Consider the following 15231-nt stretch of genomic DNA (forward strand, 5'->3'; position numbering starts at 1 on the left):
TTATTATTACTGCCTTAAACTGCTTAAAACAAGCGCTGCTCTATTTTTATGGTGTCACCCGCTGCAATTTGGCTATTTAAATTACCTTTTTGTTGCTGCTGTTTGGTTTGCTCTTTAAAAATAAATATTTTATCTTCTGAGGCTCGCTCAGTTAACCCACCGGCTAATGCTATAGCTTGGTTAACCGTCATAGCGGGTTGGTAAGGGTAACCACCTGGCTTTTTAACCTCACCATGTATATAAAAAGGGCGGTACTCTACTACTTGCGCATATACATTAGGGTTAACTAAGTAATCAGGCTGTAATCCTTCGCTTATAGTTTGCTCAACTTGCGAAACACTTAAGCCCACTAGTTTAACTTTACCTAAAAAAGGGTAATTAATCTCACCACTATTCCCAAGCAGTGAGATTACATCTAAATCAGGCTGACCAAACACTTTAATTTCAATTTTGTCACCCGCACCTAAAATGTAGTTTTGCGAATCATTCGCAAAACTAGCAAAGGTTAGTAACAATATTAAGCCAGTTAAAATTTTAACCTTCATTCATTTCCCTTTAATGCAAATGTAAAGTTAAGGCCAACAATTACACGGTCAAACTCAATATTAGTTTGGGTTGAATTACGGTCAATAAAGTCCACATAACCCGTTACCATACCAAAATTACTGGCTAAATAATTTAAACCTAATCGGGCATTTTTTACTTTATCTTTTCGATTAAAATTACCAGAGTATTGTTGGTCAACATAATTCACGCTTACTACCGAACTTAAATACTCGCTCCAATCATGCTGCCATGTCGCACCGTAAACACTCTCGCGAATGTAATCGCCTGAAAGTAGTGGATCTTTAGCGGCACGGCTAGTAACTAGTTGTAATGTTGAGTAGGTTAACGGCTTCCAAACCACAGCGCCTTCCCAACTTAAACCGCTAAAGTTATCACGTAGGTTTGACTCAAAATCTTTATTTTGGTAACCCACTTTAAACGAGCCAGTAGTAATGGCGGTGGCTTCCCACTCCATACCTAATAAGACTTTTACGTCATCTGAGTCACGGGTAATACCGTTTGAATCAATCACATCGTATTGGTAGTTTTCTTGCTTTACCTCTAAAAATGCCCGCGTACCTGCTTGGGTATTATAGTAACCAATAATACCTAACATAGGTTTATCGTAATCACGAAATTGCGATACAGCCGTAAAGTTTTGATAATTTTTATTATAGTATCCCGCGGTTACAGCAAGCATTGCTTTAGAGCTCTGCGCACCGTATTCATAACGAGCTGTTAGGTTTTGTTGTTGGTAATGTATCAGCTCATTTATAACGTTGGGTTGGCCTTCAGTTAAACCAGCACCACGTGGCTCGTATAACCAATCAGCATCACCAGTTACATCTAAACGATGTTGGCTAGTAAACTCTTTGTGCACACCTGCGCCCACATTTACTTGAGTAAAGTTATCCGTGGTGTCTTTATTATGAAACGACGTGCTTGATGCAATATCAAATTTATAGCTGTCTGGGCCGTCTTCAATTAATGCATTTAAACTTGGGGCAACATTCCATATTAAACGTGTTTGTGTGGTCGAAGGAGTCATAAAAAAGTTATCATTACTGCTTACGCCCAGCTGCAGCGTAGGTGTAACCTCAGCGCCGTCTTTGGTCATTACACTGCCCGCTTGTAATTCTACTGCCAAAGCAGGTGCACTTAACCCTAACGCAACAAGTAAAGTGGTAATTGTATTAGTACGCATTTTCACTTTTAAATCCCTTAAAAATTGTCATAAAAATTATTTTTACATCAAACCATAAAGACCAATGTTTAATGTAATGTAAGTCGCATTCAACTCGCTTGGCCATTTTATCCAAAGTATCGGTTTCGCCGCGCCAGCCGTTAATTTGTGCCCAACCGGTAATGCCTGGTTTGGTTTTATGCCTAAACATGTAAAATTCTACTTTTTTGCGGTACTCTTCGTTATGGGCAACCGCATGAGGCCTTGGCCCAACAATAGACATATCGCCTTTTAAAACATTTATAAATTGCGGCAGTTCATCAAGGCTAGTTCGGCGCAAAAAGCTACCTAAAGGGGTAATACGGGCATCGTTTTTTGTTGCCTGAGTAACCACATCGCTGTTTTCGGTCACCGTCATCGAGCGAAACTTCCATACTTTTATTTTGCGGCCATCTAAGCCATAGCGATCTTGCTTAAAAATTATAGGCCCTTTTGATGTCAGCTTTATTGCGGCAGCAATCGTTAATAAAACGGGGGTAATTAAGGTAACAATAATAGCTGAAACCACTATATCTTCTGTGCGTTTTATAAATTCGTGAGCACCAATACACGGCGCCTCAAACACGCTTAGCGTGTCTACATCGCCCACATGTTCAATACGAGCATGTATTAAGTTAGAGAGTAAAAAGTCGGGCACTATGTGCACATCAACGGTGGTATCGCCTAGCTGTAATAAAATATCGGCTATGCGCTTTTGCGCTTTCATGGGGAGGGCAATGTAAAGTATATCTATTTCGCCATTACGTGCAGCATCTACAGCACTTTGAATACGGCCCTCGACCCCTTGTTGCTCGAGTTGTTCAAACAAGCGTTCTGGGTTTCTGTCGTCGTAAAAGCCTTTAAAGTTAAATCCTAGCTCGTCGTGTTTAACTATTTCAGCATGTAAATAAGCAGCAGACTCGGTAGCGCCAATAATGGCAACATTGCGTTGCGATAAGCCTAATTTGCGACGGTTGCGTTTATATAAAAACACACCCAAACGCCAGATATATAAATACACTACGCTTAAAATAAACCAAATGGCTATACCTACACGAGAAAGCGACTCGGTAAATTTAAATAAAAATGACACAACCAGTAAAAAAGCAAAAGCAATCACCACACTGCCCCAAGCACACATCACCATGCTTTTAAATTTACCTGCACGCCAGGAGCGATAGGTAGAAAAAACTTCGGCACTGTACAAATAACTCAGTGCAACAGTGAGTGCTGATGCGGAATAAATAGGAGTGAGTTTAAAATTATAAAGTAAAGCTGCACACTGAAACGCTAAAAACAACGCAAATATATCAAACAATCGGTAAAAATTGGCATCAGAGGAACCTGAAGGCTTAAAAGTCCTTGGAGATGTCATTTTGCTTAATTCCTTATAGCTAATTCAGTGTGAGTAGCACCTTACAAAATCCACGGGGATAATATAGTATTAGCCAATTTTGTTCAATTACTGATTCCGACAAAAGTACTAAAATTCATGTTTAAATCTTTTAGCAAACTCTTGCTTTGTTTGTTAAGTATCAAAAAGAATACTCACATTTTATATAAGTTTAATTAAATAACCCCTTAAACCAACTCCAAACCCCAAACGAATATCCATCAAAAATATCAATTCCCAATGCTGACTTAATCAAATATAAAACCAGCAAGGTAAATAAAATAGTAAACGTGACAACCAAACTTAAAATTATTGCTTGAGTAAACCTTGCTATTTTTTGCTCTTTTACGCTTAATTCACGCCTGTTACGCCCTGCTAAAAAAACATAGTAATAACGGTATTTAAAAAACTTAACTACACCTCTACAATCAATGGAATGGTTACCCCACTGCCTAGCACCAATGGCTATTTTCAAATGCACTAACTGTTCATCGGTGAACGTAGTTTGTATGCTTTTAGGCATACGCTCTAACAAGCTTCTAATTGCGGGGTCTTGCTGTAAGTTCGACAAAAAAACCTCAAATTAAGCGTGATTATTAATTACAGCTTATTTTAAACAACTATTTAATAGTAAAAAGCCAATTAAAACTTAATTGGCTTTTTACTCGCTATAAATATTTTTATTTAAGCGTACTAGAGCGATAAGTATTATTGTTTAACCAGCTTGGCAACTCTACCGTAGGTACTGTGCCGTTTTGGTTAATATTTGTTTGGTGGTACGAGTGCTGGTTCCAAATTCGAGTTGCATTTTTCCAAGGCTTACCATTATCAGCAGCGCCATAAACAGTGACACCGTTATTAATGCTGTACAAGCTATTATAGTCGTTAGATACAACAACTAGTTCGGCATTGTTATCACCCTCTAGGTCAACAACAATTGGGTATTCCCTTTGCGTTGCGCTTGAATTTGCCACAGTCGATAACACCTCACCATTAAGGCCATTTAAAACTCGGACTGCAAAGTGATCTTGCACTATTACTTCATCAATACCATCATCATTAAAATCGTAAGCACTCACACCAATTTGACCGCCAGTATCGTTATTTGGAGTAGACCATACTAAGTCACCCTGTGTATTATACATATCAACCGCTGTAAAGCCTGCATGCACTATACCCATATTATTAGCGCCTAAGAAGTTAGATATAGCTTGTGCGCCACCACCTGGGTGTGATTCAGTGTTAACTTCCCATTTAACATTACCATTTGCCTCTAGCGCCACAATACGGCTATTCTCTGGTGTAGAAGGAGAAGACGGTATCGATAGAATAACTTCTGGCTGTCCATCATTGTCAATGTCAGCAACTGACGAGAACCACACAATGCTATCGCCGATATATGACCAAAGAACAGCACCATATTGATCTAACATTTCTCCTCGAGAAAATATTTCCTGGTTACCATTATTGTTAGAGTCAAATATAGAAGTGGTTGGTGACCAATCGATATTAAGTAACAAGCCTGTATCGTAATTGTAAATGGCATCTCCAAGAGTAAATTCTAAAGATCCATCGTTGTTAATATCGGCTACAGTAATATCACTTACGGTTTTCCAACCAGAATTAGTTTTAGCTATTTGTTTTTTGGTTACACCATTATTATCAATAATCGATACAAAATCATCATTCCTGTGAGAAGCAACAATTTCAACAATACCATCACCATCAAAATCGGCTGCTGCAAGAGAATATGAACCCTCAGCGGTAATGACACCTTGCGAATAATCCCATAATTCAGAACCATCAACACCACTCAGCGCCCTTACAATTCCGCTAGAATATTTTTTAAAAGTAACCACGACAATATCAGCGACATCGTTATTATCAATTACGCCATCACCATTATCATCGTTTAATTGTGCAACAACTGGCGTCGCCATTACTTGGTTATATTCAGGCATAAAATCACTTGAATTCCAATGCCATTTTTGCGCCATTTCAAAAGGTGCTAGCGGCTGAGTAACTGTTGGTAAATTGCCATCAAACTCGCCACCTAACATAGCCATTGAGCCATAAAAACTTTGACCAATGATGGGCATTTTTGCAGTACCGTGTACGCCTCTAATATCAGCATAAGGCGCTAATATTACACCTTGCCAGCGGTTACCTTTAATATCGAGCTTTTGCGCATTAGTAAAGTTAAATACAGTTTTACTTGCATGGTTACGAAGTCGCCAAAAGCTTTTACCTTTTACATTTACATTATCGTCGCCAGTAATATTAAAAATTACTGTTGCATCAGCAGGAATACCCCATACTTTAAAAGTATGTGCTTTAGCAAAGTCACGTGCATCTAAATTGAATACTTGCCTATCTGAGCTGCCATCACCTTGTAAATAAAGGCCACCCCATTTACGGTATACTGTACCAGTTTCGTCTAGTTCACCTAGTTCTGAGCTTAAGTCTTTGTAGTATTGCTCTTGCTCATCAAAGTTAAACGGCAGTGCCGATTCATCCTGATTAGAAAGGATTTTAGAACCCCACTCCATACCCCAACGAACACTCCAATGTATATCAGTACCGCCACCTGCAATCATGCTACCAACATATTGGCGACCATACTTAAAGTTGATGGTAGATTCACTAATTAAATAATATTCTTCTGGGCTGTAAGGGCGAGTGTAACCTACGCTATAGCCTTTAAGGTCAATTTCACCTGCAGCAATAGCACCATCTGCACGGCCAAAATTCGATTTAAAATCTTCAAAAACAAATGCAGAAAAATTATTGGCTACGCCCAAGTCTGCAGCTAGTGTTGTAGAGCTAGCTAAAGTAAGTGCGATCACTGCACTTAGCTTTTTAAATTTAAGTAATGAGTTAGTCATTTTTTCCCTCGAAAATGAAAAAGTGCATTGATGGCACCAAATTAAAGTCATTTGTTTAATGAAAGTTAAATCATCAAGCTATTAATGAACATTATATACACAAATAAAATCGAAAGGAACAAAAAACACTACGAAAGTACTAATTTATTGGGGCAAAAAAAGGAACAAAAATTAAAATCAATAACTTACAATTAAAAAAAAGCTGGAATAAGTTAAAAAAACAAACTTTTAAGAATTAAAGTACCAGCAAATGTAAACTTAATGTAAACTTAATGTAAACGTGATATGTATCTCCTATAGTGAACAATTGTATGTACACAACTATGAAGTAAAGTTAAAGAAAATATACTAAGAAATAATACAAAGCTATTTAGCGTATAAGTTAATAACTCTTAGTTTAATACCTGCAAATAGGTAGTAATTTTATAGCGATTAGACTTTAGAGCTTTCACTAGACAGTGTTTAATACAGTGTAATACCTTTCTTCAAACTTAGCTGGTGAAATACCGCCCGTGTGTGAATGGCGCTTTTTTTGGACTGTGAAATATTTTATAAAATTAAATATCTCAGCTTTCGCATTATCATGACAGTTCCAGCGCGGTCCATTGGAGGCACAAGGTTATGTCCTTTCATAAATGAGAGGTAGTCAGCGCTACCATCTTGACTAGCTTGACCTCTATAAACCATTACCTCAACCTTGGATTGATGTTGATATGCTGCCAAGGCTTTTATACTACAGGATATATTCTCTGGCCTGTACTTGAGCTCCTATGAACACTAATTTTTTATCGATTAATAAATTGGCGTATTTTTCAGTAATTATTATTACTTAAGGCTACAAGCGAATCCCTCTAGGCCTTTATGTACTTAACACCTAGTAACATTAACATTTAGAGAAAAACATTTTATATGAAGCTAACTTTTTAGCTTCATATAAAATGTACTCAATTTTCTATAACCGTATGGAAAAATAGCTTTAAAAATAAGAAGAGCCCCTTCCTTTCCCCTAAATTCGTGAACATATTTTAGTCCCTCAAATATGTAGGAAAGTTTAGTAGAAAAATTTGATTCCATGGGAGCTAAGACCCTTAATTTAAAAGCAGATAGCTCTCTTTTAGATGTAGTATCTTTTATTTTATTAAACCATTTTAATGAATGAACGTAACCGTTTTTTATTGAGATCCTATTAATATCTTGCTCATCATGAAAGATCGACAACGGTTTATTAATCATCACAAATTTTGCACCAATTTTTTCTAATTCTAAACAATAGTCATAATCTTGATGCCTTCTTAACGTCTCATCAAAGCATACTTTGTTTGCCAAATTAATTGGTAATACAATTGTAATTGTTGAAATTAGTCCCCAGTTTATAAAAAGATACTCAAAAAGCGACCCTTTTTTAGCCACTTCTGGTCTAATAAACTCACTATAGCCTCTTTTTTGAATTAACTTAGAATAAGTAACTGTATTTGGGTCATATTGACAAGAATGAATGGCTACTAGATTCTCATGTAGTTTTGTGTCCAAAAATTCATCATCTGAATCTAAATAAGCAATGTAATCACCTGTAGATACAGAAACACCTAAGTTACGTGCAGCAGCAGCACCTCGATTTTCATCTAAACGATAGTAAAAGACTTTTTTATGATTAAAATGCTTTGCAAAATCAAAATTCTCTGGAGAACAATCATCAACAACAATAACTTCGAAGTTTTGATATGTTTGCTTTAATACTGATTCAACGGCACGGATTGTGCTTTCTACCCTATTAAATGTTGGAATGATGATACTAAACTTTAGGTTTTTCAAGACTAACCTCCCTGGTAAAGCTAACTACTATTAGTAAAAAAGTAAAAAATAATGGACTCAATGGCGATAAGAATGAACTTTCAAGAAAGTTATGTAACAGCACATATAAGTATAGACTTATAACCAATTGAATCTGCTTATAATTAATTGTTCCACTAGCCGAATTTATACTAATCCCAATTTTAAATAAAAATACAGTTAATAAAATAACTCCTACATAACCCAATTGTACAATTACGTCAATGTATCCATTATGCGATTGCCCAAACTGTCGGATAAACTCATTTCCAAACACCAAAGGTATACTATCCTCACCAGTTCCCCAAAAAGCTTGATATCCATACCCTAAAAAAGGCTTTAAATTTATTTGATATTGAACAAAATCCCAAATTATAGTTCTGCCAGTTAATGTAACATCGCCATATAAATTACCTATAATTGTTAACACATCAAAACTCAAAGCAGTTATTATTATTAAACTCAAAAAAGTTACAAAAATAATTTGCCTAGTTAATTTACTAGACCTGATAATATACGTAGATAATTCAGCTGCAAGAACACATAAAAACACTAAAGCAAATGAGGTTTTAGAACCTGTTTGGAATAAGAAAAATAAAGATAGAACAACTATTAAGTTCTTATGTCGATAAGTACTGAAATACCAAATAATAGTTGTCAAAGCGGATATCACACCTGCCGTATTTTTATGTATATGTATTCCCTTCCAAAGTCCTTCGTGGTCAACTGAGATCCCATACAAAAAAACTATTGATAAAAGGTTTATAAATAACAACAGTAATGTATTGAATCTAAGGATTTCTAATACTTTTGAAAATGATAAAGTACTAGAAATAGAAACAATAAATACAATCACAGAGAACAATAATATCAAACGTTTAAAGGTAAAGTTTGGCTCACTGGACCACAAGAGGGAAATACCGCAAAAAATAATTAATACAAAAAAGGACCAATTAAAAAGGACTGTGTTTATAGTTGATGCTTTATACTTCAGACAGAGATATGAACCGATGAACAAAAAAAGAATGACTACCAATTGCCGAACTGGATCTGCCTTCCCTTCCACCTCAGCGATTAATTCATTCATGTAAGGTCTAGTGCCAATACAAACAAACAAGAAAAAAATAGATAGAAGGTAACTATACTTAATTTTAATAATCATTTGCCACTACTTGAGAAATCTTGCACGGAATTTTGATTCATATATTGCTTTAACCACTTTTGACGGAAGGATGCGAAAAACTAACCTAGCCAGTGGGTATATGTATAAATGAGTAATGCCAAAAACTTGCTTTATACCCCTAGCATATACCAAAAACTCTGGAAGCATTCTTTTATAGCTTCTTCTACTTACAAAGTCTTCTGAAATACGCCATTGAATTAAATGTTCTTGAATATTGTGAACGATAAACCCTCTAGAGATTGCCAAAAATAAAAATTCTAAATCTTCAGCTAGATTTGCACCTTGATATCGCAACTCAGGATCTGCCTTAAGTATGCTAACTCTTAAACAAAAAGAGGGGTGTAATATGGGCATGCACTTAGGTAATGCGTTGACTATTTGCTCATGTGTTTCTGGATAAACTCTTTTTTGAATAAAACTACCGTTACCATTTATTTCTTCGGAATTACAACCTGTAAGAAAAACATTTTTATTCTTTTCCATATAGTCAATTTGGCGGATAAAGCGCTCTGGTAAGCACCTATCGTCAGCATCCATTCGAAATGCATAGACCTCATTTCCCAGTGAATCAATAAGAGTATTAAGCCCAAATGAAAGCCTTTTATTCTCGTCACTAAAAATTATTTTAAAAAAACGATGGTTGTTTTTGTCTAGAAAACTTTTTTGCTCTGGCAAGATTGGACCATCTACAAATAAATAAATATTAATATTCTTAACTTGTTTATTTTGCAATTCAATTGAAAGTAAAGCTTCGGAAAAAAAGTCAAGATCATCTTTTATATAAAACGTTATTAATACCGCTACACTTAACTCTGTTTTATTGATATTCATTATAGACCCCTCCAGTGTGTGCATTTATCCTGCCTTTAACTTTTTCCCACTGCAAAATCCATTGAATACGCTTTTTAGGTATGAAAACAGCAGGCAATGTCGTAATGCTAATAACTATCAGGAGAATTGTTTTAGATAAACTGAGCATTTTATTTTTTATTGAGCTATCTATCATGTTTCTATAAATAACTCCTGTACAACCTATTCTAAAAAATCTTAACTTTAACCATGAAATTGTCGCTCTTTCTTTAGGCACAGGTTCATAGGCTAAAGCCTCATCACACCAAACCATCTTTTTACCTTGTCGGTATAACCGAGTTAAAAAATGAGAGTCTTCACCACCAATTAAATTTAGCTCTTCGGCAAAAAGACTTTCTTGCTCTTTAAGTACACTGGTCTTAAAGAGAATATTCCCTGTTCTGGTAACCCCACTGTCCTGTCCTGTGGTAAATCTTTTCCTTTCAAAAAAACCACCCTTAACAATCCAATCACTAACTCCATCAGGATAAACAGGTACCACAGGTCCTGATACCACATCAGCATTATATGATGTACAAGTTTCAAGCATTGAGTTAACCCAATTAGGCACTACCCATTCATCGTCATCAACAAAAAGAATATACTCGGCAAATTTCATTGCTTCTTTTATCGCGCGATTCCTTACAGTTGCAAGACCTTTACGTGGCTCACTCACATAAACCAAATTGAAAGAGTAGGCCTTATTTTCTAGTACCCAACTAGCAGATTTTTTTTCATCATTGTCGATCACGATAACTGTTAAACTTTTCTTTGCTTCTGTAGAAAGGTCTTGCCTCTCAATAGAATCAAGCAATTTACTTAACAGTTCTTTTCTTTTATAGGTTGGGATACAAATAGCTATTTCCACAAGCCTAACTCCTATGAACAGAATTTTTAAAAATGTTTAGTACCCAAACTGAAGAAACAAGCTCACTAATAGCGATGGCTATTAATATTGCAAGAAGGCCAAAAGGTGAGACAAAAATTAAAGTAACAACGGTAAAAGTCGCAGTAAAAACACTTACTTTGGCAAGTTCTTTGAATTTATTAAAACCTAAAACATATACTCCAGTAACAGTTTTTACTACATTTAAATACGCCCAAGTACCAATGAATATTGAAGTAACTATAATATTATCAAACTTTCCTTTAAAAATATAAAACTCCAACATATCCCATAAAGTATAAAGTGACAGAGACAAAGTAACTGTACATAAGGTTATCAAGGTTACATTCTTTGTGTATTCCTTCCACAAACAACTCAAGTCACCAATTGCAACAATATTAGCAATTCTGGGCCTCGCTACACGTGACCAACCTGTTACAAATAAATTAAGAGGTTGAAAGATAGTTTTTGCAGCTGTTATTTCTCCTAACAAACTATGCTTTCCAAATGCTGATAATATAAAATTTGCCCCTCTGCTTTGCGTTTCATAAGCTAATGCGCCGGCCAAACTAAAACTACTCACTCTTTTGATATATTTATAATTCTTAAGTCTACATAATTTAAAATTATAAAAATCTATAAAGAAAAAACCAACAAAGAAAGATGCTCCTGTAGAGTAAATAAGCACGTACAAGACGTCACTAACTTTTTCTAGATCAGAAATAATTAATATACCCAAAAGTAACCCAGTTACATAAATAGCATCAATAATAAAGCCAGCAATAAAGCTACCAGTAGAGAAGTGTATGTTTTTCATACTTTCTTTTAAAACAAATATGCATATATAAACAAACACAAGCAAAAAACTAACGTCACTCGTTATAACCGAGATTGTTGCCAAGACTATACTCAAAAAAGGAGACATCAGAATGCATGGCAATAGTAAAAAAATTTTACTCTGACTATTTTTATCTTTCGATTGGACACTAAAAGGAACAATCACAATAGCATTAATACAAGCTAGCGCAATAAAAGCGCAAGCAACCACCAAAGCATAATAACCAAGTTCAACTTGCGGTAAATGCGATACTAAATATATCGTAAATATAAAGTTGGATGCTGCAGAAAGACCTTGAGATGCAACACTAAATAAAGTGTCTTTTCTCATTTAAATACTATCTTATATTTAAATTTAACAAAATCTAAAAAAGTAAATATAGGCTCTTCCTTGAAAATTGATTTCATCCTGTTTTTTATTCTATATACAGGATTGATTAACATTTTTACTGACGACAAAATGGTCATAATCTTACCGGCTATTTGTATGGCTATATCTTTAGTATTTCCTTTTTTATTAAACGATGAGTTTGGCCAGCTGCGTCCTTCAGAAAAGTCATTCAATTTTAGGTATTTATTTGGTAACAGTTTAAATACATCTGCGTAAATAGTTTTATTACCTATCCAGTAATCACCATGTCCAACTATAGGTAATTCTTTATTAATAAATCTTAAAAAGTTTTTACAGTCTTCTCGTTTTTTGAACTTAAACTCTTTAAACAGACTGAAGTCAGATGTAATTGAAATTGGTGCATCATTTCGGACGCTATAATAAGTATTTTTTAACGATACAGGGTCCTTAAATAGCTCATATTCACTACCAAACTCACATAACACAACGAATCTACCAGCCCAAGATTTGAGACATTCAAAAACAATCTCTCTGCTTTCACAATCAGCAAGCTCATCTAGATTAATATCACTAGAAACTGTAGAAAATATTTCATCTAATACAAAAAAACTACCACCTTTGCATATTACTTCCTCAACCTTAAAATCTTTATGAGAGTGTAAATACAGTCCATTGTTAAATTTTAGAACTCGCCACCAATCATTGATGGGTACTTCTATGTTTCCCAAAAAGTACCCACGGCTAAAACTTAAAGGTGAGTTAATCATAATTTTATTACAACCTTAAATCAGATTCAGATTGCTTTAAAAGATATTTTAAGTCGTAAACGATTGAATTTTTGTCTTTGCATAAATTGCGTATGTTTTTAGGGCCTAGCTCCTTAAAGTGGTTATGAGCCACAGCAATGATAACGGAGTCATAGGTCTCATAAATTAATTCATCAACCAAGTTAATGTTGTATTCTCCTATATCATCTTTATTGCACCATGGGTCAAAAACATCGACATTGACATCAAACTCTTCTAACTCTTCAACAATGTCAATAACGCGCGTATTTCTTATATCCGGACAATCTTCTTTAAATGTAAAACCTAAAATTAGAACTTTGGAATTAGGTACTGTAATTTTATTTCGAACCATCTTGGTAATTAATTGCTGTGATACATAGGAGCCCATCCCATCGTTAATTCTTCTACTAGATAAAATGATTGCAGGATGATAACCAATACTTTGCGCTTTATGTGTGAAGTAATAGGGATCTACACCTATACAATGTCCACCCACCAAACCAGGTCTAAAATTTAAGAAATTCCATTTAGTACCAGCTGCACGAAGCACAGCCTCAGTATCGATGCCAAGTTTATTAAAAATAATGGAGTGTTCATTAATTAAGGCTATGTTCACATCACGTTGTGTGTTTTCTAGAACTTTCGCTGCTTCAGCAACGCGAATACTTTCTGCCTTATGTGTACCAGCAGTAATTATTGATCTATATAGTTCATCTACTACATCTGCAATTTCAGGGGTTGAACCACTTGTGATTTTTACAATATTACTTAATTTGTTACTTTTATCACCAGGGTTAATTCTTTCGGGTGAGTAACCAGCATAAAAGTCAATATTATATTTAAGTCCTGATATAGATTCAATTTCTGGAATGCAATCATCTTCTGTTGCTCCAGGGTATACAGTAGATTCATATATAACTATATCTCCCGCACTTATCACCTTGCCCAACATTTTACTAACCGATTTTAAAGGTGTTAAATCTGGCTGTTTATGTACATCTATTGGCGTAGGGACAGTGACAATGTAAATATTACATTTAGTAATTTCAGATATTTCAGAAGTAAACCTTACATTAGAACTTAATTGAAATTCTTCTGTGGAGACCTCAAGAGTTTTATCATTATGCTCATTTAATTCAGCCACTCGTATTGAGTCGATATCAAAACCTGTTGTGTTGTAATACTTTCCAAATTCTATTGCAAGAGGAAGACCTACGTACCCTAACCCCAAAATACAAATATTATACTTACTCATATATTCACCTATACAATTATCTATTATAAAACGAGCAATAATTTTTTATGCTATCGAACCATCATTCGCCCTAATCAACTTTTTCAGTTTTTTACTAAAGTTCTCACCTAACTTATCGCATCTTAGTGTGTATTCAACATTAGCCATTATATATCCAAGTTTAGAACCGCAATCGTGTGACTTACCTTTTAGGTGATAGGCTTCGATAGTTTCGAGCAAGCGTAACTGATGCAGCGCATCGGTCAATTGAATTTCGCCTCCTGCGCCTGGTGGGGTAAATTCAAGCAAATCCCAAATAGCGTTTGACAACACATAGCGCCCGGTAATAGCAAAATTGCTGGGAGATTCGTCAATGGCTGGTTTTTCTACCATGTCATGTACTACGGCGTTGTTACCAGGGGTAATATCGGCACTTTTTAAATCGACTATACCATATTGATTTACCAGTTCGTGCGGTACTGGCTCAACCATAATTTGGTTAAAGCCTGTTGCTTCGAAACGTTTGATCATTTGGCTTAAGTTATCAACCCTTTGATTTGATTCATATTTATCAATAATTACGTCGGGTAATAACACAGCAAATGGGTTATCGCCAACTATTGGGCGCGCAGCCAGTATTGCGTGGCCTAAACCTAATGGCGCAGATTGGCGAACCGATATAATGCTTACATCTCGCGGGATTATTGAGCGAACTTCTTCTAGCAAACTGCGTTTTACACGCGCTTCTAGAGTGGCCTCTAGCTCAAAGCTGGTATCAAAATGATTTTCTATTGCGTTTTTAGAAGCATGAGTAACCAGTATAATTTCTTTAATACCGGCTTTTACTGCTTCGTTAACAACGTATTGAATGAGAGGTTTATCGACTAGTGGAAGCATTTCCTTTGGCGTTGCTTTGGTAGCTGGCAGCATGCGAGTACCCAAGCCTGCAACAGGCAAGACTGCTTTTAATACTTTCACTTCAATTCCTTTTAATGTTACTTTTTTTGTTCTGTAGTCACTTGTTGATGTTTTTGCCAAATTAAGCAAAGACTTTAAGCACTACCATCCATATGGGCGGCTATTATACACAAGCTATACAATCGCTCAATATAAAAAGCAGTCTTTTTGATTGTTTTATGTTGCAAAGTTGTTAATTAATATATTGGTGCTTTTTTTATAACCTATCATTTTAGTTTTAATGAGAATATAATTACCGCGTTAACTTT

Annotated in this window: 13 protein-coding genes; all 13 read right to left on the reverse strand. The window is 35.3% G+C overall.

Features of this window, described 5'->3' with window-relative positions; translation table 11 throughout:
- Window positions 1–23: 23 nt before the first annotated feature.
- The 13 genes from BW139_RS06230 to galU all read right to left on the reverse strand — a co-directional run bounded on the left by BW139_RS06230 (window position 24) and on the right by galU (window position 14983).
- Entirely contained in the window at window positions 24–545 is a 522-nt protein-coding gene (locus BW139_RS06230; RefSeq protein WP_076919070.1) for a polysaccharide biosynthesis/export family protein, read from the reverse strand.
- The gene (locus tag BW139_RS06235) at window positions 542–1756 is read right to left on the reverse strand and encodes an outer membrane beta-barrel protein (protein WP_076919072.1); all 1215 of its coding nucleotides are present in this window, start codon (window positions 1754–1756) and stop codon (window positions 542–544) included. The genes BW139_RS06230 and BW139_RS06235 overlap by 4 nt, the downstream gene beginning before the upstream one ends.
- Window positions 1740–3143, reverse strand: coding sequence for an undecaprenyl-phosphate glucose phosphotransferase (locus tag BW139_RS06240; protein ID WP_076919073.1), 1404 nt, complete (start codon window positions 3141–3143; stop codon window positions 1740–1742). The genes BW139_RS06235 and BW139_RS06240 overlap by 17 nt, the downstream gene beginning before the upstream one ends.
- 190 nt (window positions 3144–3333) lie before the next feature.
- A complete protein-coding gene (locus tag BW139_RS06245; protein WP_076919074.1) occupies window positions 3334–3732 on the reverse strand; it encodes a 3-phosphoshikimate 1-carboxyvinyltransferase in 399 nt (132 codons plus the stop codon).
- A 109-nt stretch (window positions 3733–3841) separates the two neighbouring features.
- Complete coding sequence (locus BW139_RS06250; RefSeq protein ID WP_076919076.1) at window positions 3842–6046, reverse strand: choice-of-anchor A family protein; 2205 nt, start codon at window positions 6044–6046, stop codon at window positions 3842–3844.
- Window positions 6047–6961: 915 nt separating this feature from the next.
- A complete protein-coding gene (locus BW139_RS06255) occupies window positions 6962–7858 on the reverse strand; it encodes a glycosyltransferase family 2 protein (RefSeq protein ID WP_076919077.1) in 897 nt (298 codons plus the stop codon).
- Window positions 7839–9038: an O-antigen ligase gene (locus BW139_RS06260; RefSeq protein ID WP_076919078.1), complete on the reverse strand. Its 1200-nt coding sequence runs from the start codon at window positions 9036–9038 to the stop codon at window positions 7839–7841. The genes BW139_RS06255 and BW139_RS06260 overlap by 20 nt, the downstream gene beginning before the upstream one ends.
- A 6-nt stretch (window positions 9039–9044) precedes the next feature.
- Window positions 9045–9890 carry a glycosyltransferase gene (locus BW139_RS06265; protein ID WP_076919080.1) on the reverse strand — a complete coding sequence of 282 codons (846 nt, stop codon included), beginning with the start codon at window positions 9888–9890 and terminating at the stop codon, window positions 9045–9047.
- Window positions 9877–10776 (reverse strand): glycosyltransferase family 2 protein, encoded by a 900-nt coding sequence (locus BW139_RS06270; RefSeq protein ID WP_076919082.1) that lies wholly within the window; start codon window positions 10774–10776, stop codon window positions 9877–9879. Before BW139_RS06270 ends, BW139_RS06265 begins: the two co-directional genes overlap by 14 nt.
- Before the next feature lie 4 nt (window positions 10777–10780).
- Window positions 10781–11962 carry a lipopolysaccharide biosynthesis protein gene (locus BW139_RS06275; RefSeq protein WP_076919084.1) on the reverse strand — a complete coding sequence of 394 codons (1182 nt, stop codon included), beginning with the start codon at window positions 11960–11962 and terminating at the stop codon, window positions 10781–10783.
- Window positions 11959–12750 (reverse strand): hypothetical protein, encoded by a 792-nt coding sequence (locus BW139_RS06280; protein WP_076919086.1) that lies wholly within the window; start codon window positions 12748–12750, stop codon window positions 11959–11961. Before BW139_RS06280 ends, BW139_RS06275 begins: the two co-directional genes overlap by 4 nt.
- Before the next feature lie 7 nt (window positions 12751–12757).
- Window positions 12758–14026 (reverse strand): Vi polysaccharide biosynthesis UDP-N-acetylglucosamine C-6 dehydrogenase TviB, encoded by a 1269-nt coding sequence (gene tviB, locus BW139_RS06285; protein ID WP_076919088.1) that lies wholly within the window; start codon window positions 14024–14026, stop codon window positions 12758–12760.
- A gap of 45 nt (window positions 14027–14071) precedes the next feature.
- The gene (gene galU, locus BW139_RS06290) at window positions 14072–14983 is read right to left on the reverse strand and encodes a UTP--glucose-1-phosphate uridylyltransferase GalU (protein ID WP_076919090.1); all 912 of its coding nucleotides are present in this window, start codon (window positions 14981–14983) and stop codon (window positions 14072–14074) included.
- Between the last annotated feature and the right edge of the window lie 248 nt (window positions 14984–15231).

It is taken from the genome of Pseudoalteromonas sp. SK18, from assembly GCF_001974855.1.
Classification (GTDB): Bacteria; Pseudomonadota; Gammaproteobacteria; order Enterobacterales; family Alteromonadaceae; genus Pseudoalteromonas.

What these genes read in the sequence shown, in the direction of transcription:
- BW139_RS06230 (WP_076919070.1), bottom strand. Translation starts at nt 545, where the DNA reads ATGAAGGTTAAAATTTTAACTGGCTTAATATTGTTACTAACCTTTGCT.
- BW139_RS06240 (WP_076919073.1), bottom strand. Translation starts at nt 3,143, where the DNA reads ATGACATCTCCAAGGACTTTTAAGCCTTCAGGTTCCTCTGATGCCAAT.
- BW139_RS06250 (WP_076919076.1), bottom strand. Translation starts at nt 6,046, where the DNA reads ATGACTAACTCATTACTTAAATTTAAAAAGCTAAGTGCAGTGATCGCA.
- BW139_RS06260 (WP_076919078.1), bottom strand. Translation starts at nt 9,038, where the DNA reads ATGATTATTAAAATTAAGTATAGTTACCTTCTATCTATTTTTTTCTTG.
- BW139_RS06265 (WP_076919080.1), bottom strand. Translation starts at nt 9,890, where the DNA reads ATGAATATCAATAAAACAGAGTTAAGTGTAGCGGTATTAATAACGTTT.
- BW139_RS06275 (WP_076919084.1), bottom strand. Translation starts at nt 11,962, where the DNA reads ATGAGAAAAGACACTTTATTTAGTGTTGCATCTCAAGGTCTTTCTGCA.
- BW139_RS06280 (WP_076919086.1), bottom strand. Translation starts at nt 12,750, where the DNA reads ATGATTAACTCACCTTTAAGTTTTAGCCGTGGGTACTTTTTGGGAAAC.
- tviB (WP_076919088.1), bottom strand. Translation starts at nt 14,026, where the DNA reads ATGAGTAAGTATAATATTTGTATTTTGGGGTTAGGGTACGTAGGTCTT.